Origin of the sequence: Flavobacterium pectinovorum, from assembly GCF_006438875.1 — a bacterium.
Lineage (GTDB): Bacteria > Bacteroidota > Bacteroidia > Flavobacteriales > Flavobacteriaceae > Flavobacterium > Flavobacterium pectinovorum_A.
The window spans coordinates 175678-194922 of the sequence record NZ_RCZH01000004.1 but is presented as its reverse complement, the minus strand read 5'-3'; the positions used below and the strand labels follow the sequence as shown (position 1 = coordinate 194922).

The following is a 19245-nucleotide window of genomic DNA, read 5'->3' as shown; positions in this document are numbered from 1 at the left end:
ATAATAAAAAAGCCGAGTTACAGGAATGAACTCGGCTTTTTTCGTATTATAAATCAATTATTATTAATGCATTGCATCAGCAGGATTAATCTTGTTTTTTCCTTTTTTGATTAAAAGAATAATTGGTATACAACATAGGAACATGATTCCTAAGTACATAAAAATATCCATATATGCCAGTACTGTACTTTGTTTCATTACTGCATATTCCAGACCTTGATAGGCTTTTTTAAGTGCAACATCTGCGCTATATCCTTTAGACATAAAAGCTCTTTGCATTCCTGCAATACGCTGTTGAACATCAAATTTTGCAGGATCTAAATTGGTCAATAAGTTTACTCTGTGTTCCTGACTTAAACGAGTGATAAAAGTGGTAATAATCGCAATACCAAATGAACCACCTAACTGTCTCATCATTCCCGTAAAAGCAGCTCCTTCACCAATATGTTTTCCTTTTAAAGTAGAAAGTGAAAGTGTCGTAATAGGTACAAAAAGTAATCCTAAACCAATTCCTCTTAAAATTAAAGGCCAATACATATGTTCTACACCAGTGTCTGGTGTCATACGGGTTTGCATCATAAAGGTAAAGAAGAAGAAAACCAAAAATCCAACTCCAACCATATATCCTTGCGGAACACCTTTTTGAATCATATTACCCACAAATGGCATCATAATCGCCGTTGTAATCGAACCCGGAATCAATAATAATCCTGCATCCGTAGCTGTCCATCCTAAAACAGATTGCGTGTAAATTGGGATAATTAACGTCGATCCGTATAAACCAAAACCAAGAATAAAACACATTACGGTTCCAATTCTTAAATTTCCATCTTTTAGAACACTTAAATTTACGATTGGATGTTTATAAGTAAGCTCTCTCCAGATAAACAATACCAATCCAAGAACGGTAACAACACTTAAAGTCACGATAAGAGAATCGTTGAACCAATCGTCTTGTTGTCCGTGTTCCAGAACAAATTGAAGTGAACCAATAAAAGCGGCTAATAAAATAATTCCCCACCAGTCAACCTGATTTGCTTTTAATTTCTCTCCATATTTCGGGCTTCTTACGAAAGTAAGTGCCAAAATTGTTGCAATAATTCCCAACGGAATATTGATATAAAATATATAAGGCCAAGAATAATTATCTACTAAATATCCTCCCAAAGGCGGACCCAAAGTTGGACCAACAATTACACCCATTCCGTAGATAGCTTGCGCCATACCACGTTTTGCTATAGGATAACTTTCGGTAATAATGGTTTGCGCGGTTACCAGTAGTGCACCACCACCCATACCTTGTACAAACCTAAAAGCTACCAGTTCCCATATATTACTGGCATTACCACATAAAAAGGAGCAGACCGTAAATATTATGATAGAAGCCACAAAATAATTACGTCTTCCAAATTGCTGTGAAAGCCAACTCGTCATCGGAATTACAATAACATTCGCAATTGCGTATGCTGTAATTACCCAAGCCACATCAGTTAAAGTAGCACCAAGGCTGCCTCGCATGTCTGTTAGAGCTACGTTTACAATCGTGGTATCTACAATTTCCAACAAGGCACAAAGGACCGCTGTTATCGTGATTATGATACGTCTGTAACCGTATTCTACTAAATCGTCGTCTGCTTGTACTGCTGTTGCCATTATTTTATTTTAAATGTACATCTACATCAACATTCATTCCCGGTCTTAGTAATTTTACTTTTTCAGGATCGTTTGATTGATCTAAACTAATTTTTACCGGTAATCTTTGGATTGTTTTTACGAAGTTACCTGTTGCATTGTCAGGAGGTAGTAATGAAAAACGAGATCCTGTTGCAGGAGAAAAAGATGTTACAACTCCTTTGAATTCGTAGTTTGGATAAGCATCAACTTTTAAGCTTACTTTTTGTCCCACAATCATTTTGTTTAATTGTGTTTCTTTGAAATTGGCAACAACCCAAGCTTCAGTATTATTGATGATATAAAATAAAGATTGTCCCGGCTGAACCAATTGTCCCGGCTGAATATCAACTTTAGAAACCTGACCGTCAATTGCAGCAGTTACAACAGTATAACTAAGATTTAAATGCGCAACATCCAACATTGTTTTTGCTTTCTTGATGTTTGCAGCAGCAACTTCAGTTTGTTTGTCAGAAGCTTTAGATTTAGACTCAATTACTGATTTTTGGTAAGAACTAGCTCTTTGTTGTTGCTCTAAAACACGTACTTGATTTTCCGCTTCGTCCTTTGCAGATAAAGCCTGCTCATATTGTTGTTTTGTGATGGTATGAGTTTTGTACAAATTGTTGTAACGGTTGTAATCGTTTGTAATTTGTCTCAATCTAATTTTAGCACTTTCGATAGAACCTGTTGCAGATCTCATTTGAGCATCAGATACAGAGATACTTGCATTTGCACTTCCAATATCAGCTTTTGCAGCTTCGTATTGACCTTCAGCGCCTAATAAAGCAGCATTAGCTTCATCGATTTTTAATTGATAATCTCTTTTATCGATAGTAAATAAAGTATCTCCTTTTTTTACAAAGTCATTATCTTTTACATACACTTTACTAATATATCCAGATACTCTAGGAATAATTGGATTCATTTTTTTCTCAATTTGAGCATCATCCGTTTCTTCGTGACCTTGTGAGTGCATGTACTTTGTTATTCCGTAAGTTCCGCCCACTAAAACCAAAACGGTTAGTATAATGATGAATTTAGTATTTGTTTTTTTCTTTTCCATGAGAGCTATCGATTATATTTTAGAAAGATTGAATGATTGTGATAATTGTCCTGATACGGATAGTAATTCGTAATATTTTTGAATAATAGTTGCTTTAGATACAGCAGTATTGATTTTGGCGCTTAATTGCTCAACATCAGCTTCAACCAAATCATTGGTATCTGCTAAACCATTATCAAACTTATCTTTTACAAGTCTGTAGTTTTCAGATGCCTGTTGAAGTGCCTGATCATAAACCACACTTTGGTTAATAGCCAAGTCATAATCTTCAATAGATTTTTGAACTTCAACTTTAATACGATCTGTCATTACAGCTTCTGTATTTTTTACTTCCAAAGCTCTGCTTTCAGCTTCTCTTACGTGAGCACTATTTTTGTAAATTCCAGAAATGTCATAAGTTAAACCTAACCCAAAGTTCATTGCATATTTTACAGTGATAATGTCTTTAAGATCTAAAGCAGTATAACCACCAAGTAATGCAAGTGTTGGATAATATGCAGCTTTAGCCACTCTAATATTTGCCTCTGAAGCTTTTTGTTGGAAACGGATAGCCTCTAAATCCTTTCTGTTTTCAAGAGCTAAAAGGTCAGATGTTGGAGCGTTATTAGTTTTTAAATTAAAGAAATCATCTTCGTTAACCTGAAGTTTTGTACTTGGATCTAACTTTAGTAAAGTAGTTAAATAAAAGTTGATGTTATTAAGGTTGTTATTAGCTTCATCAATAGATAATTGCGTTTTTGAAACTAATAATTGTGACTTCAATAAGTCATTTCTTGGGATAATTCCGTTTTTCTCTAGTTCTGTAAAATCAGTAACACGCTGTTTAGCGCTTTTTTGATTTTCATTTAAAACATCCAAAGTTTTTTGCGCTTTGTACAGAGCTGTATAATAAGTTATAACTCTTAAAGCGACATCTTCTTTTGTTTTAGCAGCATTTGAATTTTCAGCTTCATACAAGTTGTCATATGCTTCAATGCCATTTTGAATTTTAAATCCTGCAAAAAGAGGTAAGCTCAAATTTGCCATTCCAAGCATTGCTCTGTCAGGAGATGCCAAAGATTTGCTTTCGCCCTGATTAGGCATATCAATCGATGCTTTTGTAAGGCGTTGATATTGTCCGGAAACTTTAATATCAGGATATTGATTGTTTTTTGCCGTTTGTAATTCGTACTTTTTTGTGTTTACCTTAGTGCTGGCAAGCGTAACTTCGTTACTTTTTTCCCAGGCCAATTTAACGGCTTCGTCTAAGGTTAAACTTGTTTTTTCTTGTGCTTCTACTGAAGATATTCCGATAAAGAAAACTCCAAAGAGCATTAATTGACTAATTTTCATAAACAAGTAGCGCTTTTATAGTTTGTTGAATGTGCTTTGTAAGACTGGTTTTAATGTAATTATTAAACATTTCCTCTGTTTTTAAATCCAATAATTCTTCGAAGAAAGATTTATTCATATGAAAATGAAAAAAGGTTCCAATAATAGTAGGCGTGATAAGCGGAATTATAATATCCTTTCTAAAAACACCTTTTTCCTGACCTTGAGTAATAATCCTCTCAACAGATTTTAGATTTCCTTTTTTTAATTCAGTAAAAGCAATCATGCTTTTTTCTCTCTTTTTTGTATTAAGTTCAAAATGTAAGACTCTGTAAATGCCTTTATTAAGGCAAATTCCGTTAACGTAAATTTCGATTAATTTATTGACTTTTTCTACAGGTTCGAGATTTTCTTGCAATAAATTTTCGAGTTGTAGTTTTAAATCAGATGTTTTATAAAGAATTAAAGCCTCAAGAAGTCTTTCTTTTGAACCAAAATAATACGAAACCATTGCAATATTTATTTTTGCATGTTTGGAGATATCCCGTATCGATGTACCTTCGAATCCTTTTTCAGAAAATAGCTTTTCAGCAACCTCAAGAATCTGAATTTTTTTATCGTTTAATTCGATGTTTGACATGGTAGTGTTTCTAATCGGGTACAAAATTAAACAAGTGTTTAAATTAAACAGTTGTTTAATTTTATTTTAACATAATATTAACAGAAAACCTTGTAGTGATTTTATGTTAATACTTGGTTTTTAAAGACATAAAAAAAGCTGAAAAAATATCATTTGATATTGATTCAGCCTATGTCAACATTGCCAACTATTTTATGCGTAACGCTTTCATTTTTTATTTCCCTAAAGCAAGTTTTTGAGGATTTTGTCTCGTGTCAAAAATATTTGACACATATACTAATTGCCTTGCCTCGTCGATCCAATAAATTATTTTGTAATTTTTAAAAACCAAATATCTAAAATCTTCCGCTCTAGTAGATAAAAGTACTTCTTTTTGCCCACTGTAAGCATTTATTTCTAATGAAAGTGAACTGTCAATAATGCCATTTACTAAAGTTTGAGCAACTTTAATCCCCGCTTTAAATTTGTAATATTCAAAAATGTCTTCAAGCTTGTCCTGAGTCAATTGTGTCCAATAAACGGTTAATCCCATTTTTGAAATTTAGATTTTAAATCTTTAGCGCTTATAATTCGGCTATTTTTTGCATCATCTAAAGATTGATCAATTTCTTTATTAAATTGATCAACATTCATTGATTTCATTTCCTGATCCAATAATTCAACTTTTTGTTTGTGAAGTAAATTTTCAAGATGAATAACTATTTCTTCACTTTCAAGTCTTAGAAATTCTTGTACGAAAGATATTTTACGAGCTTCTAAATCCATGATAATTAATTTTATTCAAATGTACAAAATAATTTTAAGCGATGTTATTTACCTAATCTCCCCAACAAATTCTTCAATTTTCCCACTTCCATTTTCGCTCAAATGTTTGATAAAAGCACTTCCAATAATAGCTCCTTTTGCAAATTTAGTCGCTTGGTTAAAAGTTTCTTTATTTGAAATTCCGAAGCCTATGATTTGTGGATTTTTAAGATTCATGTTTGCAATTCTTTCGAAATAACTTTCCTGAATATTTCCAAAACCTGATTGAGAACCCGTAACACTTGCTGAACTTACCATATAAATAAATCCGTTTGAAACGCTGTCGATAAAACGAATACGGTCGTCAGAAGTTTGTGGCGTAATTAAGAAAACGTTGATCAAACCGTATTTTTCGAAAATAGCTTTGTATTCGTCTGCATAAACATCAACGGGTAAATCTGGAATAATTAAACCATCGATTCCAATTTCGGCACATTTTTTACAAAAAGCTTCAATTCCGTATTGTAACATCGGGTTGAAATATCCCATAATAATCAACGGAATTTTTACGCTTTCGCGGATGTTTTTCAGTTGATCAAAAAGAATTTGAGTTGTCATTCCGTTATGAAGTGCCAGTGTGGAACTTGCCTGAATCGTTGGCCCGTCTGCCAAAGGATCACTAAAAGGCAAACCGATTTCGATTAAGTCAACACCATTTTTTTCTAAATCCTGAATGATTTGAACCGTATCATTCAAATTAGGATATCCAGCCGAAAAATAAATAGAAAGTATCTTTTTATCTTCTTGTAATTTTTGAGTTATTCTGTTCATTTTTTTTATTGTTATCCTAAAAGGTTTCCAAAACCTGTTAGGTATGTTATTAAGCTTTGTTTTTTTACCACTCCCGATAGCTATCGGGATAAAAAGATTCTCTTAGATTTTTTGTTTCACGCAGATTCTGCAGATTGAAGCAGATTAAAATAGATTTAAGTGAAAAAATCTGCTAGAATCGGCTTAAATCAATTTAAATCTGCGTGAAATAATTTGCAGCTATAATCACTAAGAAACATTTTAATCTGTAGCATTTTTTTTAATCGATAATACCCCGACTTGTCCAATTATCATCGTGATTTTCTATAATTAATAATCCGGAATCTGAATCATTCATTTGCGCAATTAATTCCCCTTTGTTATTCCAGAAAGCACTTTGTCCTGCCGAAGTTGATCCCCAGGATTCTCCACTGAAATTCGACATCAAAACATTCATTTTGTGCTTTTGAGCATAACTTTGTAAATCCCGATACGCATTTGGAATTCCGTTTGGCGTAAAGAAAATACTCGCAATATAAATATCAGTTTCTTTTTTGCAGGCATTTTCAGGATGTAACGGATTATCAATATCAGCACAAATGGCAAACGAAATCTTTTGATCTTCAATTGTAATCATCGGATTATAATCGAAAGAAGACTGAAAGAATTCATCTTCGCCTTCATGCAAAAATTGCTTCGTATAAATTTTTACCGAATTATCAGGAGAAATAATAAATTCCCCAATAAACAATTCTGATTCTACTTGAATTGGCGCACCGGTAATAATAATGATATTATTTTCGACTGCTAATTTTTTTAAATGTGCCAGTCTTGAATCGTCTTTTTTGAAAGCCAATTTTTGAGCATTTTCTCTTTCATAACCTGTAATAGACATTTCGGGAAATGCGATTAATTGTGCTCCATTTTGCACTGCCAAATCAATAAGACGATAATGATCTGATAAATTAGTTTCAATATCTCCTCGTGTTGGTTTTGTTTGTGCCGCTGCTAAAATCATTTTGTTTTGTTTATCCTAACAGGTTTCGAAAACCTGTTAGGTATTTTTGTTAGTTTCGATTATTTATTTTCAATATAAACCCATGCCACTATTCCAGAACTCAATGTTACCTGAACTCTTTTATAGGCATTAGATTCGAATATATCTACTTTAGCTAAATCTGAAGCCAAAATATTAAAAGCAACACCGTGTATCGGATCTGAAGAATCTGCGCTGGGTACTGCTACAACGTAATCTGCCATTCCAAATTCTTCTTCAATTTGCAGACTTTTTAGTTTATAGCCCAGCAGCTGATCAGAAGTTCCAGTCAGAACTTTATTAAAAATTTGCATTTGAATTTGTTTTGACCTTAATGTTCCGTAAGAGAATAACTTTTCCATAATTACTATTTTTCTCGTTGTTTGTTTTTTGCGTTAGGGATAGAGGCGGTATCTCCCGATTTAGAAAAACAAGGCTTTTTAGCCGTAGTTTTTGTTAATCGGGAATATAGCCGAAAGCCCGACCGGAGGGAACGCCCAAATTACTATTTTTATAACTTAAAATAATCAATATAATTGTCTAGATCTTTGTCACCACGACCCGAAAGACTGATTACGACAATATCAGTTGGTTTAAATTTCTTTTGATCTAAAACCGCAAAAGCATGCGCGCTTTCTATTGCCGGAATAATTCCTTCTAGTTTCGTAAGCTGCAAACCTGCATTCATAGCATCATCATCCGTTACGGAGAAGAATTCGCCACGTCCTGTTTGTGCCAAATGCGCATGCATTGGTCCAACTCCGGGATAATCCAGACCTGCAGAAATCGAATAAGGCTCCGTAATTTGTCCGTCTGGAGTTTGCATTAAAAGAGTTTTGCAACCGTGTATAACACCAACTTTTCCTAATTTACTCGTTGCTGCGCTGTGACCGCTATCAACCCCTTTTCCGGCTGCTTCAACGGCAATAATACCAACTTCAGGCTCGTGTAAAAAGTGATAATAAGTTCCGGCAGCATTACTTCCGCCACCGATGCATGCAACTACATAATCAGGATTTTCGCGTCCTTCTTTTTCTTTTAACTGCCATTTGATTTCTTCTGAAATGACACTCTGAAAACGAGTCACCATATCCGGATAAGGATGCGGTCCAATTGCAGATCCAATGATATAATGTGTGTCAACGGGATTATTGATCCAGTCACGAATAGCTTCGTTTGTAGCATCTTTTAAGGTTCTTGATCCTGAAAGTGCCGGACGAACCTCAGCGCCTAGCATTTTCATACGCGCTACGTTTGGTGCCTGACGTGCAATGTCAATTTCGCCCATATACACGATACATTCCAATCCCATAAGAGCACAAACTGTTGCGGTTGCGACTCCATGTTGACCTGCTCCGGTTTCAGCAATAATTCGTTTTTTACCCAGACGTTGTGCTACCAATATTTGCCCAATTGTGTTGTTGACTTTATGCGCTCCGGTATGATTTAAATCTTCTCTTTTTAAGTAGATTTTGGTATTGTATTTTTCAGATAGTCGCTTTGCAAAATAAAGCGGACTTGGGCGGCCAACGTAATCTTTTAATAACTGATCGAACTCGGCTTTAAAATCTGGCTCACTTGTTATTTTTAAATAATTCTGGCGTAATTCTTCTACGTTTGGATATAACATTTCAGGAATATAAGCTCCTCCAAATTCTCCGTAATATCCTTTTTCGTTGACGTTAAAATTCATTTTATTCCAATTTTAAAAGTTGGCAACATCAAATTTTCGTTTGAAATTGCTAAATAGATTTTTGTTTTTTAGCCCGGGTTCGATTTCAAATTTACTATTTATATCGACGGCATAAATAGGAAGATTCGTTTTTGAAATTTCTTCTATAGCTTTTAATTCGTTTATTCCGATTCCGCCACTCAAAAAAAAGGGCTTTTCAGATTTGTATTTTTTTAATATCGTCCAGTCAAAAGTGGTTCCATTTCCTCCGGGTAATTTTCCTTTGGTATCAAACATAAAGAAATCACAGACCGATTCGAATGGCTTTATAATTTCAAAATCAAAATCTTGATCTGCTGAAAATACCTTTATGATTTCAATTTTCTTAGGCAATTGTTTTTTTAATTCTGATAAAAATTCTACAGATTCATTTCCGTGAAGCTGAACGGCTTGCAAATTGTATTTTGTAACTTTTTCGAGAATTTCTTCCTGATTTTGATTTACAAAAACGCCTACTTTTTTGATTGTTTTGATAAGTTCCGGAATTGTTCCGTTAAAATATCGAGCGGACTTTTCCCAGAAAATAAATCCCATATAATCGGGTAGGAGTGCACCTACTTCGAGAATGTTTTCGGGATATTTCATGCCGCATATTTTGAGTTTCATTTTTGTTGTTTGTTTTTGCCACGAAGGCGCTAAGACACTAATTTTTTTTGCTATAAAGACTGAAGGCGCAAAGTTTTTTTGCCACGAATTTCACGAATTAGCACGAATTGAATTAGTGAAAATTCGTGAAATTCGTGGCAAACTTTTTAAGCCTTTAAATTATTTATAAATTCTGTTGCTGCTTTGCCTGCGTTATCAGTTTTCATGAAGTTTTCTCCAATTAGGAAACCGCTGTAACCGTAAGGTCTAAGTTCTGAAATGGCTTCGATTGACGAGATTCCGCTTTCTGAAACTTTTACAAAATCATCCGGAATTTGTGATGCCAATTGTTTGCTGAAATCCAGACTTACTTCGAAAGTTTTTAGATTTCTGTTGTTTACCCCAATCATATCTAAAGTTGGCATAATCGATTTTTCTAATTCTTCCTGATTGTGAACTTCTAATAGAACTTCTAATCCTAATTTCTTGGCAAATTCTGATAATGATTTGATTTCTTCGCGAGTTAAAACCGCTGCGATCAACAGAATCAAATCGGCACCAAAAGCTTTGGCTTCTAAAATCTGATATTCATCGACAATAAATTCTTTTCGCAAAAGCGGAATATTTACACTCGCTCTTGCTAAAAGTAAATCGTCAAGAGAACCTCCAAAATATTTTCCATCGGTTAAAACAGAGATTCCGCAAGCGCCTGCATTTTCATAACCTTTTACTACTTCTTCAACCGTAAAGCTATGATTGATTACTGATTTTGAAGGAGAGCGACGTTTGTGTTCTGCAATAATTCCAGTTGAGCTTGTTCTAAGTTTTTGACTTAAAGAAATCGTTTCTCTACCAAAAAATACAGAATTTTCCAATTGCGAAACCGGAATGATCGATTTTTTAAGAACGACTTCTCGTTGTTTGTCAAATATTATTTTATCTAAAATATTCATGGCTGTTGTTTTGCCACAAAGTCACAAAGACGCAAATTTTATTAGTGCTAATTCGTGAAATTTGTGTTTGTTTTTTATTTGCTTAATTCTTGTAGTGTTTGTAATGCTTTTAATCCTTTCCCGGAGAACAGACTTTCTTTTGCCAATTCAAAACCTTCTAGCGGAGAACATTTTGTAACTGTAGCAATTGCCATTGAGGCATTGGCACAAACTACATTATTCTGTGCTTCGTTCCCTTTTCCGGATAGGATATTGATAAACATATCTGCAGATTCTTCGATGGTTTTTCCGCCTTCGATTTCGCTTTGTGACAAAAGTCTAACGCCAAAATCTGAGGGGTTTAACATTCCTTCCATATGTGATGTTATCGTTTTGGTTGGACCTGTTAAAGAAATCTCATCATATCCGTCAAGCGAATGTAAAATCGTGAAATTGATATCGGTATTTTGATATAAATAAGCATACATTCGAGCCAATTCAAGATTGAAAACTCCAACCAGTTGATTTTGTGGAAATGATGGGTTTACCATTGGTCCCAACATATTAAAGAATGTTTTTACAGCTAATTCTTTTCTGATTGGTCCAACGTTTTTCATTGCCGGGTGAAATAGTGGAGCGTGCAAAACGCAAATTCCGGCTTTGTCAATACATTTTTCTAAAAACGATGGATCATTGCTGAATTTGATTCCCATTTTTTCCATTACGTTGCTCGATCCTGAGATTGAAGAAACACCGTAATTTCCGTGTTTGGCTACTTTTATTCCTGCTCCGGCTGATATAAAGGAAGCTAAAGTCGAGATGTTAAAAGTATCTTTTCCGTCGCCGCCCGTTCCGCATAAATCGATCGTGTTGTACGCGGATAAATCGACGCGAATGCATAATTCTAATAATGCTTCACGAAATCCCGAAAGTTCTTCAATCGTTATACTTCTCATCATAAATACGGTCAAAAATGCCGAGATCTGACTTGGGTTATAACTTCCGCTTGAGATATTAATCAATACGTTTTTGGCTTCTTCTTTAGAAAGTACTTCGTGATTGATTAATTTATTTAATATATTTTTCATTCTTTTAAGTTGCTAAGATTCTAAGTTGCTGAGTTGCTAAGTTTTTGAAAACTGAGACTGCGACTGAAAACTGTTTTTTTAATGTTCATTTCCTTGATAAATCCACATTGGTTCTGTTTTTCCAGCTCTTTCAAATCCGTTTTTCTTGTAGAAATCAACTGATCTTCCGTCGGCAGTTAACATTTGCATATGAAAGTGACTGTATTTCTCCTGCATTTTATCCATAATCAATTTTCCAATTCCTTTTCCCTGATATTCCGGTAAAACCAATAAATGTGGATAATAAACCGTCAGAAATCCATAAGAAATCGCATTCCCAAGTCCAATTAATTTTTTTCCTTCCCAAGCCGTAATCAAGGTTTCAGAATTTAAAAGTCCGTTGTAAAGCTCATTAGGCTTACTGGCAGAACTCCATTCATTTGCCCGATATAAAACCAAAACATCTTCAATATTGATTTCTTTAGTTTCTGAAATAGTTATTTCCATTTTTCTTTAAAGGTTCTAAGTTACTAAGAGACTAAGTTTTTTTGAGACTGTATACTGAGACTGAATACTGAGACTGAATACTGAGACTGTAAACTAGCTATTTATCCAGTTTTCTAAGATTAATTTTCCTTTAGGAGTCAAAACACTTTCCGGATGAAACTGAACGCCTCTTACATCAAACGTTTTGTGTCTTAGCGACATAATTTGTCCATTTTCGTCGATTGAAGTTGCTTCAAGAACATCAGGTAAATCAGCGTCAACAACCCATGAATGATATCTTCCTACTTCGAATTCATTACCTAAACCTTCAAATAAGATTTCATCAGAAACTACAGTTTTTACATTTGTTGCAACGCCGTGATATACTTTATCAAGGTTTGAAAGTGTTCCTCCAAAAACTTCTCCAATCGCTTGTTGTCCTAAACAAACGCCAAGAATACTTTTTGTTGGTGCATATTTCTGAATTACAGCTTTTAATAAACCTGCTTCATCCGGAATTCCGGGACCTGGCGAAAGTAAAATTTTGTCGAAAGAAGCAATTTCGTCAATATCAAATTCATCGTTTCTGTATACGGTTACCTCGCAGTTCAAATCTTCTAAATAGTGCACCAAATTATAAGTGAAACTATCGTAATTGTCTATAACTAATATTTTTTTCATGAGTATTTTGTTTCAGGTTTTCTTTGTTTCAAGTTTCAAGTTCTGTGACTGAAAACTGCGACTGAAAACTGATTGTTTTTTTATTTTTCTCGAACGTATTTTTCAGTGATAATTCGATCAACGCCTAATTTTTCTACTTTTTCAATTCCTTTTTGAGTTAGTGTGTCGTTTTTAATTTTTACTACAAACTCAAATTTTCCATTTTCCCATTGTCTGTTATTAAAAAACTCTAAATTCTCGGTATAAATACTATCCTTCAAAGTATATTTTCCACCTCCGCCAAAGAATACTGCTGCTGTACTATCTTTTCCGTTATTCAAATCATGATTGAAAAAAGCAAAATGACTATCATTTATAATTTTAATCATTTTTGTTTTTGGATTGAAAGTCGAGAATGTTGAATCTTTTTCTGTCGTTTCTGCTGATATCAGACGCCAGGTTCCATTTAATGGAAGCACGTTTGATTCTTTCTTAGTTTCACATGAAGCGAAAAATAGGATAGCAATAACAAAAGCAATATAATTTTTCATAGGTTTTTTGATTAGTTAATTTGTTTCAGGTTTCAAGTTTCAGGTTCTGCGACTGAAAACTGCGACCGTTTTTTTAGTTAATGTTTCAAGTTCTGTGACTGCGACTGATGACTAAATTTTCTCCGCCATTTCCAGCGCTGTATTCAATGCTCTTAATTTATTATAAACTTCCTGCATTTCGCTTTCTTCGTCTGAGCTTGCTACGATTCCGGCTCCGGCCTGACAATGTAACTGATGATTTTTGCTCAGGAAAGTTCGGATCATAATTGCGTGATTAAAATTTCCTTCAAAATCCATAAAACCAATCGCACCTCCATAGAAATTACGATTTGTTTTTTCGTAATCTTCAATCAATTGCATCGCTCTGTGTTTTGGTGCTCCGCTTAAAGTTCCTGCCGGAAAAGTATCTGCAACGACTTGCATCGTTGTAGCTTTTTCATGTAAATGTCCTGTTACTTTTGAAACTAAGTGAATTACATGCGAGAAAAACTGAACTTCTCTGTATTTTTCTACGTTTACATCATGACCGTTTCTGCTTAAATCATTTCGGGCTAAATCGACTAACATTACGTGTTCGCTGTTTTCTTTTTTATCTTCCGAAAGTTGTTTGGCTAAAATGGCATCTTGTTCGTCATTTCCGGTTCTTTTGAAAGTTCCTGCTATTGGATGAATTTCGGCTTTTCTGTTTTTTACGATAATTTGTGCTTCGGGCGAAGACCCAAATATTTTGAAATCTCCATAATCAAAAAAGAATAAATACGGAGATGGATTGATACTTCTTAAAGCACGATACACATTGAATTCGTCGCCTTTGAAACCTTGTGTAAAACGACGCGATAAAACCAATTGAAAAACGTCTCCGCGGAAACAGTGTTTTTTGGCTAAAGCCACATTATGTTTAAACTCATCATCTGTTAGGTTAGAAAAACCTTCACCTTCTTTGGAGAATTTGTAAGATGCAATATTTCTAGATTGTAATAATTGTTCAATTTCTGAGATATTGTTTCTTCCGTCTAAACTATGGCAAAAAATATAAGCTTCGTTTTTGAAGTGATTAATTGCAATGATGTTTTGGTAAACTGCGTAAAAAACGTCCGGAATTAAAGTCGCACTGTCTTTTTTTGCAATCGATACTTTCTCGAAATAGCGAACGGCATCGTAAGAAATGTATCCGAATAAACCATTATTAATGAATTTAAAATCGTTTTTCTCTGATTTAAACTGACTTGAAAATTCCTGAATTACTTGCGGAATATTTGTCGAAGCATCAATAGAAATTTGTTCTGTTGTTCCGTCAGGAAAAGTTTTTGAGATGATTTCGTTTTCGATTTTAATCGTTGCAATCGGGTTACAGCAGATGTACGAGAAACTATTGTCGTTTCCGTGATAATCACTACTTTCCAATAACAGGCTATTTGGGAATTTATCTCTGATTTTAAAATAAATACTTACCGGCGTGATCGTGTCTGCCAGAATTTGTTTGTAGTGTGTGTTGAGTATAAAAGGTTTCAAAGTATGTTGTTTTTTAATTTTAATATTTTTGTTTAAGTTCAGACCAAAAAAAAAGGCTTGTCGTGATGACAAGCCTTTTATATTTATAGTTTTACAATACCATAGGAAGCTTTGTTCACGACGTTTGACGTAAATTCTTCCACCACCAAGTATTGTTCATTATTGTTTTCATATCTTATTTTGATGTGACAAATATATAAATGTAATTTGGATTAGAATACATAAATTTTCAAAAAAAACTTTTCTAAATCCTAAAATTTGTTAAATTTCAAATAAACAGAAGCTTTTTAATTCTTTAATTTCCAATTGCAAGAGTATTGTTTACGTTCATTCTAAAGTCTGGATTTCCTTTGATATTAGGCATTGTAAACAATTCACTGTTTTTAATAGAAGTATAATCTATTAGCAATGACGGATCGCTGTAGAATTTTTGAATTGCAGGATTTCCGCCGCTTGATTCGCTTGTAATTCCACCGTTGCAATTGTTAACTATTAGATTTTTGAAAGTGATTTTAGATAAATTTGTTTGTCCATCACCAATATTTGATTCTAATAAAACGAAAGGAGTAAAGCCCGAAATGATACTATTTGTCAGATTAAAAAAGGTATCTTCTCTAACATAAACAGATTCTCTGACAAGTCCTTGGTTGTTTTCTTCAAGATTTACCAAAGTAATATTGCTGGCATTTATTTTGGTTAATTTTTTAGTCATATCAGTATTTCCAATTTTATCATACGAATCCACCTCAAAACATCTTGAACCCGATACATCTGACGAAAAAGGATGGCGAATCGCAATGCTGTTGCTGATATTACATTGAACACCTTGTGTAAAATCGAAATCATCATCAGTAGTTCTGTAAGAAACTAAATTAGTCATAACCAAATCTCCGCCATAACTTTCGAAAGAATCATCATTTGAAAAGCTAATTTGTATGTTATTCAAAACTGTTTTTCTTCCAACTCCTGCTAAAGAAAGTCCGTTAAGTTCTTTTAATGAACTTAGTTTGCGACCTGCATACTCAATTCTCACATATTTTAAAATTCCTGAATTATCCTCTGCATCTGCACCTCCATAATGATTTAACATTGGTTCAAGATCAAAAGGTAAAATATGGATTCCGCCAATGGTGTTTATTGGAGCTTTTCCTAATATAATGATTCCGCCCCAGTCACCAGGTCTTCTTTCTGTAACTTCTCTGTTTGAGGTAAAAACGATAGGATCTGTTTCCAAACCTTCTGCCATAATTTTTGCCCCATTTGTTACGACAAGAGTTCCGCAGGTTTTATCGTCACCACGAATAACTGTTCCGGGCTCGATTGTTAAAACAGCATTATTAGTCACATATACCACACCAACTAATTGATATGTATTTCGTTTCGTTAATCTTGTGTCTTTGTCAATAGTTCCTGCAATTATATTTGTAGCTTCGCTATATTCAGTATTTGCAGGTTTAAAATTGGTCCAATTGTTCATCCAGTTAGAGCTGCCAATAATTCCTTTCGGTTGTTGTTGTGCTTGTAGACAAAAAGTGCTTAGTAAAGTGATAATAGCAATACGTATTTTTGTTTTCATAACGATGATTTTGATTCTATTTTTTGGATTTTTTAATCAGTCCAAAAGTAGAAGCTCAATGTTAATCAAAGTCTTATCTGTTATTACGAAAGCGTTATTTTAGTATTAACAACGTTATCTTTTTGGAAAGAAATATATTTACTTACTTTGTTGGAGAGTCATTTTAAAATTATTTGCAATTAAATTTTCATTTAAAGATAATTTGTAACTTTTAGAAAAATAAAATGTGATGGATTTAGATACTAGAAAAGTGATTTTTATTAAAGACTTCCTAAAACTTGAAAGTGAAAAAGCTATTTCTCAGTTTGAAAAATTGTTGAAGAAAGAAACTAAAATAGATTCTGAATTAAAACCAATGTCAGTTTCTGATTTTAAAAAGAGAATTTCTGATTCTTTAGAAGATTCTAAAAATGGACGTGTAACAGGATCTGATCAATTAATTTCTGAAATTGAGAAATGGAGTTGAAAATTGATTGGACTGATTTTGCTAAAAAGAGTTAAAAAGTATTTTTGATTATTATAAGAAAGAAGCAAGTTTAGATGTTGCAAGAAAACTTGTTTTGAGTATTTCAAAAGAGACAGTAAAATTAAAAGACCAACCTGTAATTGGACAAAAAGAAGATCTTCTAATTGATCATCCAAAAGAAATTCGTTATTTGGTTTTTAAAAATTATAAAATTATTTATTGGATAAATTTAGAGAAAAATTCAGTTGAAATTTTAGATGTATTTGATACACGTCAGGATCCAATAAATATAAAAAGAACTAAATAATAATATATTAAGTCATAAAAACAAACCCCAATAGTTTTGAACCATTGGGGTTTTTCTTATAATATTAAGAATTATGCTGTTTAAAATATTAGAATTTTAAAGCTACAGTCAATTCGAAATCGTCATTGATAGTTTTGTCTCCTAAGTTTTCGAAGAAGTTACCAGAGTTGTATTTAATATCATATTTAGTTCTGTCAACTTTGAATGCAGTTGTAGCAGTGTTTCCAGCTACAGTAATATCAAAAGTTACTGGTTTAGTGATTCCTTTGATAGTTAAATCAGCAGTTACAGTATAAACGTCAGTTGCTTTAACAGCAATAGTTTTGAAAACTAATTTTGCAGTTGGGAATTTTTCAGTACCAAAGAAATCTGCTGATTTCAAGTGACCGTTTAATTTTCCTAGGTATTCTCCAGTTAAATCTGTAGAAGTCAATGAAGTCATATCAACAGTGAAACTACCACCAGTTAATTTTTTTGATTTGAAAACTAAAGCACCGTCTTTAAAGTTTACAGTTCCAGAGTGCTCTCCAGTTACTTTTTTACCTACCCATTTGATAGTAGATGCTTTTACGTCGATTTTTTTAGTTTGAGCATTTACTGAGATACTAGCCACTGCTACGAATAATGCTATTGCAATTGTTTTTAAATTTTTCATGTTGTTAAAATTGATTTTGATTAATAAAATTATATAGTGATAAATAAATTCTCGTGTGATTTTCTAACTTTTTTGTGATGTTGAGCGTCGTCCTCATCATGTCTGTAACCTACAGTTGCGATAACTGAAGCATTTAAACCTAGTTTGTCAAAGCCTAAGATTTCGTTGAATGCAGCTGCATTAAAACCTTCCATAGGAGTTGCATCGATTTTTAATTCAGAAGCAGCACTTAATAAAGTTCCTAAAGCAATATAAGTTTGTTTTGCAGTCCAGATGTTTTTTGCCTCTTGAGATAAGTTAGCAATTGTACCTTTCATCATGTCAGCAAATCCGCCTAAAGCATCAACAGGAACACCTCTTGTTTCGCTAATATTTTTGATATAAGCATCTACAGATTCTGCTCCGGCATTTAAGTCATTCGCAAAAATGAATAATTGAGAAGCATCAGTAATTTGAGTTTGTCCGTAAGCTGCAGCTTTCAATTGCTCTCTGATTTCCGGATTCTCAACAATAACAACTTTATAAGGCTGTAATCCGTATGAAGAAGCACTTAATCTAACGGCCTCTTTTAATGTGTTTAAATCTGCTGAAGATATTTTTTTGGTTGCATCAAATTTTTTGGTTGCATATCTCCAGTTTAGATTTTCTAATAATGTACTCATAATTTTAAATTTATTTGTTGGTTCTGTATTTTTCTAATAATTGATTTAATAATTCTAATTCCTCTTTACTTATATTCTCAGCAAACAAACGTTCATGTTCATCTACCTTTGGGTCTAAATCTTTTAAAACATCTAATCCTTTTTGAGTGATTAGAACTTCAATTTTTCGTCTGTTGCCTGGGCAAACATTTCTGGTAACAAAATCTTTCAGTAATAATTTGTCTACTAATCGGGTTGTATTGCTTGTTTTTGCCAGCATACGTTCCTGTATCACACACATATTAGCAGGATTTCCTTTTTGTCCTCTTAATATACGTAGTACATTATATTGTTCTCCGGATAAATCATACGGTTTTATCAACTCGTTGAAATGATCCTGAATCACATTTTGCGTGTACATGATATTCAGAATAACTTTTTTCGCATTATCCATCTTAACTGTACTTTTTATAACCTCTTCAATTGTCATAGTTGTAAGTGTATAATTTGTATGTACAAATGTATAGCTTTTAATATTTGTATATACAAACGTTGTGTTAATTTTTCGTTAATTGAATTAATGCAAAAATATAACTATACAAATCCTATATAATTAGTATAAAAGTAATATAATTTCTTTAATTTAAAATAGTGTTTTTATCATATTTAACGATTGTTTAAACTAAGTTCAACTTTGTCAAATTTTTAAACTTTGACAAAGCTCTTATGCAAAAATCCACAATCTTAAGTCTTTAAAACTGTCTGATTTAGTTTTCAGGATAAAAATCTAAAATCTA

At 33.2% G+C, this 19245-nt stretch carries 22 protein-coding genes and 1 pseudogene; 2 read left to right on the top strand and 21 right to left on the bottom strand.

Translation table 11 applies throughout. The features are described 5' to 3' along the window. Positions 1–63: 63 nt before the first annotated feature. From EAH81_RS07145 to EAH81_RS07060, 18 genes are all read right to left on the bottom strand, one after another. On the bottom strand, positions 64–1653 hold the full coding sequence (locus EAH81_RS07145; RefSeq protein ID WP_140505350.1) for an MDR family MFS transporter: 1590 nt from the start codon (positions 1651–1653) through the stop codon (positions 64–66). Positions 1654–1657: 4 nt separating this feature from the next. After that, positions 1658–2737 (bottom strand): HlyD family secretion protein, encoded by a 1080-nt coding sequence (locus EAH81_RS07140; RefSeq protein ID WP_140505348.1) that lies wholly within the window; start codon positions 2735–2737, stop codon positions 1658–1660. Positions 2738–2749: 12 nt separating this feature from the next. Beyond that, the gene (locus EAH81_RS07135; protein ID WP_140505346.1) at positions 2750–4069 is read right to left on the bottom strand and encodes a TolC family protein; all 1320 of its coding nucleotides are present in this window, start codon (positions 4067–4069) and stop codon (positions 2750–2752) included. Further along, positions 4059–4688, bottom strand: a complete 630-nt coding sequence (locus tag EAH81_RS07130) for a TetR/AcrR family transcriptional regulator (RefSeq protein ID WP_140505344.1) — start codon at positions 4686–4688, stop codon at positions 4059–4061. Before EAH81_RS07130 ends, EAH81_RS07135 begins: the two co-directional genes overlap by 11 nt. Before the next feature lie 214 nt (positions 4689–4902). Continuing rightward, the gene (locus EAH81_RS07125; protein ID WP_140505342.1) at positions 4903–5220 is read right to left on the bottom strand and encodes a type II toxin-antitoxin system RelE/ParE family toxin; all 318 of its coding nucleotides are present in this window, start codon (positions 5218–5220) and stop codon (positions 4903–4905) included. Further along, entirely contained in the window at positions 5211–5453 is a 243-nt protein-coding gene (locus EAH81_RS07120) for a hypothetical protein (protein ID WP_140505340.1), read from the bottom strand. The genes EAH81_RS07125 and EAH81_RS07120 overlap by 10 nt, the downstream gene beginning before the upstream one ends. A 48-nt stretch (positions 5454–5501) precedes the next feature. Continuing rightward, on the bottom strand, positions 5502–6263 hold the full coding sequence (gene trpA / locus EAH81_RS07115; RefSeq protein ID WP_140505338.1) for a tryptophan synthase subunit alpha: 762 nt from the start codon (positions 6261–6263) through the stop codon (positions 5502–5504). A 259-nt stretch (positions 6264–6522) separates the two neighbouring features. Further along, on the bottom strand, positions 6523–7260 hold the full coding sequence (locus tag EAH81_RS07110; protein ID WP_140505336.1) for a carbon-nitrogen hydrolase family protein: 738 nt from the start codon (positions 7258–7260) through the stop codon (positions 6523–6525). A 59-nt stretch (positions 7261–7319) separates the two neighbouring features. Beyond that, positions 7320–7640 carry a gamma-glutamylcyclotransferase family protein gene (locus tag EAH81_RS07105; protein ID WP_140505334.1) on the bottom strand — a complete coding sequence of 107 codons (321 nt, stop codon included), beginning with the start codon at positions 7638–7640 and terminating at the stop codon, positions 7320–7322. A 149-nt stretch (positions 7641–7789) separates the two neighbouring features. Further along, on the bottom strand, positions 7790–8971 hold the full coding sequence (trpB, locus tag EAH81_RS07100; RefSeq protein WP_140505332.1) for a tryptophan synthase subunit beta: 1182 nt from the start codon (positions 8969–8971) through the stop codon (positions 7790–7792). A gap of 12 nt (positions 8972–8983) precedes the next feature. Continuing rightward, the gene (locus tag EAH81_RS07095; RefSeq protein ID WP_140505330.1) at positions 8984–9616 is read right to left on the bottom strand and encodes a phosphoribosylanthranilate isomerase; all 633 of its coding nucleotides are present in this window, start codon (positions 9614–9616) and stop codon (positions 8984–8986) included. A gap of 146 nt (positions 9617–9762) precedes the next feature. Continuing rightward, the gene (gene trpC / locus EAH81_RS07090) at positions 9763–10548 is read right to left on the bottom strand and encodes an indole-3-glycerol phosphate synthase TrpC (protein ID WP_140505328.1); all 786 of its coding nucleotides are present in this window, start codon (positions 10546–10548) and stop codon (positions 9763–9765) included. Positions 10549–10622: 74 nt separating this feature from the next. After that, entirely contained in the window at positions 10623–11615 is a 993-nt protein-coding gene (gene trpD / locus EAH81_RS07085; RefSeq protein WP_140505326.1) for an anthranilate phosphoribosyltransferase, read from the bottom strand. A gap of 78 nt (positions 11616–11693) precedes the next feature. Further along, positions 11694–12101 (bottom strand): GNAT family N-acetyltransferase, encoded by a 408-nt coding sequence (locus tag EAH81_RS07080; protein WP_140505324.1) that lies wholly within the window; start codon positions 12099–12101, stop codon positions 11694–11696. A 93-nt stretch (positions 12102–12194) separates the two neighbouring features. Continuing rightward, positions 12195–12761 (bottom strand): anthranilate synthase component II, encoded by a 567-nt coding sequence (locus EAH81_RS07075; RefSeq protein WP_140505322.1) that lies wholly within the window; start codon positions 12759–12761, stop codon positions 12195–12197. Positions 12762–12841: 80 nt separating this feature from the next. Then, entirely contained in the window at positions 12842–13291 is a 450-nt protein-coding gene (locus tag EAH81_RS07070; protein ID WP_140505320.1) for a hypothetical protein, read from the bottom strand. Positions 13292–13402: 111 nt separating this feature from the next. After that, positions 13403–14803: an anthranilate synthase component I family protein gene (locus EAH81_RS07065; RefSeq protein ID WP_140505318.1), complete on the bottom strand. Its 1401-nt coding sequence runs from the start codon at positions 14801–14803 to the stop codon at positions 13403–13405. Positions 14804–15098: 295 nt separating this feature from the next. Further along, positions 15099–16379, bottom strand: a complete 1281-nt coding sequence (locus tag EAH81_RS07060; protein ID WP_140505316.1) for a hypothetical protein — start codon at positions 16377–16379, stop codon at positions 15099–15101. Positions 16380–16608: 229 nt separating this feature from the next. On the opposite strand from EAH81_RS07060, the gene EAH81_RS07055 reads away from it, so the two are divergent. Both EAH81_RS07055 and EAH81_RS07050 read left to right on the top strand, forming a co-directional pair. Then, entirely contained in the window at positions 16609–16845 is a 237-nt protein-coding gene (locus EAH81_RS07055) for a hypothetical protein (protein ID WP_140505314.1), read from the top strand. A gap of 37 nt (positions 16846–16882) precedes the next feature. Continuing rightward, positions 16883–17152 (top strand): annotated as a pseudogene (locus tag EAH81_RS07050) (type II toxin-antitoxin system RelE/ParE family toxin); the annotation flags it as partial. Between the two features lie 88 nt (positions 17153–17240). Here EAH81_RS07050 and EAH81_RS07045 read toward each other — a convergent pair. From EAH81_RS07045 to EAH81_RS07035, 3 genes are read right to left on the bottom strand one after another with little or no spacing between them, the layout of a single operon-like run. Next, entirely contained in the window at positions 17241–17807 is a 567-nt protein-coding gene (locus EAH81_RS07045; RefSeq protein WP_140505312.1) for a YceI family protein, read from the bottom strand. Positions 17808–17836: 29 nt separating this feature from the next. Further along, positions 17837–18469: an NAD(P)H-dependent oxidoreductase gene (locus EAH81_RS07040; RefSeq protein ID WP_140505310.1), complete on the bottom strand. Its 633-nt coding sequence runs from the start codon at positions 18467–18469 to the stop codon at positions 17837–17839. Between the two features lie 10 nt (positions 18470–18479). Further along, positions 18480–18938, bottom strand: a complete 459-nt coding sequence (locus EAH81_RS07035; RefSeq protein WP_140505307.1) for a MarR family winged helix-turn-helix transcriptional regulator — start codon at positions 18936–18938, stop codon at positions 18480–18482. Positions 18939–19245: the final 307 nt, after the last annotated feature.

Bases quoted from the DNA above. Each gene is read 5' to 3' on its own strand.
- EAH81_RS07145 (WP_140505350.1), bottom strand. From the start codon at position 1,653: ATGGCAACAGCAGTACAAGCAGACGACGATTTAGTAGAATACGGTTAC.
- EAH81_RS07140 (WP_140505348.1), bottom strand. From the start codon at position 2,737: ATGGAAAAGAAAAAAACAAATACTAAATTCATCATTATACTAACCGTT.
- EAH81_RS07135 (WP_140505346.1), bottom strand. From the start codon at position 4,069: ATGAAAATTAGTCAATTAATGCTCTTTGGAGTTTTCTTTATCGGAATA.
- EAH81_RS07130 (WP_140505344.1), bottom strand. From the start codon at position 4,688: ATGTCAAACATCGAATTAAACGATAAAAAAATTCAGATTCTTGAGGTT.
- EAH81_RS07125 (WP_140505342.1), bottom strand. From the start codon at position 5,220: ATGGGATTAACCGTTTATTGGACACAATTGACTCAGGACAAGCTTGAA.
- EAH81_RS07120 (WP_140505340.1), bottom strand. From the start codon at position 5,453: ATGGATTTAGAAGCTCGTAAAATATCTTTCGTACAAGAATTTCTAAGA.
- trpA (WP_140505338.1), bottom strand. From the start codon at position 6,263: ATGAACAGAATAACTCAAAAATTACAAGAAGATAAAAAGATACTTTCT.
- EAH81_RS07110 (WP_140505336.1), bottom strand. From the start codon at position 7,260: ATGATTTTAGCAGCGGCACAAACAAAACCAACACGAGGAGATATTGAA.
- EAH81_RS07105 (WP_140505334.1), bottom strand. From the start codon at position 7,640: ATGGAAAAGTTATTCTCTTACGGAACATTAAGGTCAAAACAAATTCAA.
- trpB (WP_140505332.1), bottom strand. From the start codon at position 8,971: ATGAATTTTAACGTCAACGAAAAAGGATATTACGGAGAATTTGGAGGA.
- EAH81_RS07095 (WP_140505330.1), bottom strand. From the start codon at position 9,616: ATGAAACTCAAAATATGCGGCATGAAATATCCCGAAAACATTCTCGAA.
- trpC (WP_140505328.1), bottom strand. From the start codon at position 10,548: ATGAATATTTTAGATAAAATAATATTTGACAAACAACGAGAAGTCGTT.
- trpD (WP_140505326.1), bottom strand. From the start codon at position 11,615: ATGAAAAATATATTAAATAAATTAATCAATCACGAAGTACTTTCTAAA.
- EAH81_RS07080 (WP_140505324.1), bottom strand. From the start codon at position 12,101: ATGGAAATAACTATTTCAGAAACTAAAGAAATCAATATTGAAGATGTT.
- EAH81_RS07075 (WP_140505322.1), bottom strand. From the start codon at position 12,761: ATGAAAAAAATATTAGTTATAGACAATTACGATAGTTTCACTTATAAT.
- EAH81_RS07070 (WP_140505320.1), bottom strand. From the start codon at position 13,291: ATGAAAAATTATATTGCTTTTGTTATTGCTATCCTATTTTTCGCTTCA.
- EAH81_RS07060 (WP_140505316.1), bottom strand. From the start codon at position 16,379: ATGAAAACAAAAATACGTATTGCTATTATCACTTTACTAAGCACTTTT.
- EAH81_RS07055 (WP_140505314.1), top strand. From the start codon at position 16,609: ATGGATTTAGATACTAGAAAAGTGATTTTTATTAAAGACTTCCTAAAA.
- EAH81_RS07045 (WP_140505312.1), bottom strand. From the start codon at position 17,807: ATGAAAAATTTAAAAACAATTGCAATAGCATTATTCGTAGCAGTGGCT.
- EAH81_RS07040 (WP_140505310.1), bottom strand. From the start codon at position 18,469: ATGAGTACATTATTAGAAAATCTAAACTGGAGATATGCAACCAAAAAA.
- EAH81_RS07035 (WP_140505307.1), bottom strand. From the start codon at position 18,938: ATGACAATTGAAGAGGTTATAAAAAGTACAGTTAAGATGGATAATGCG.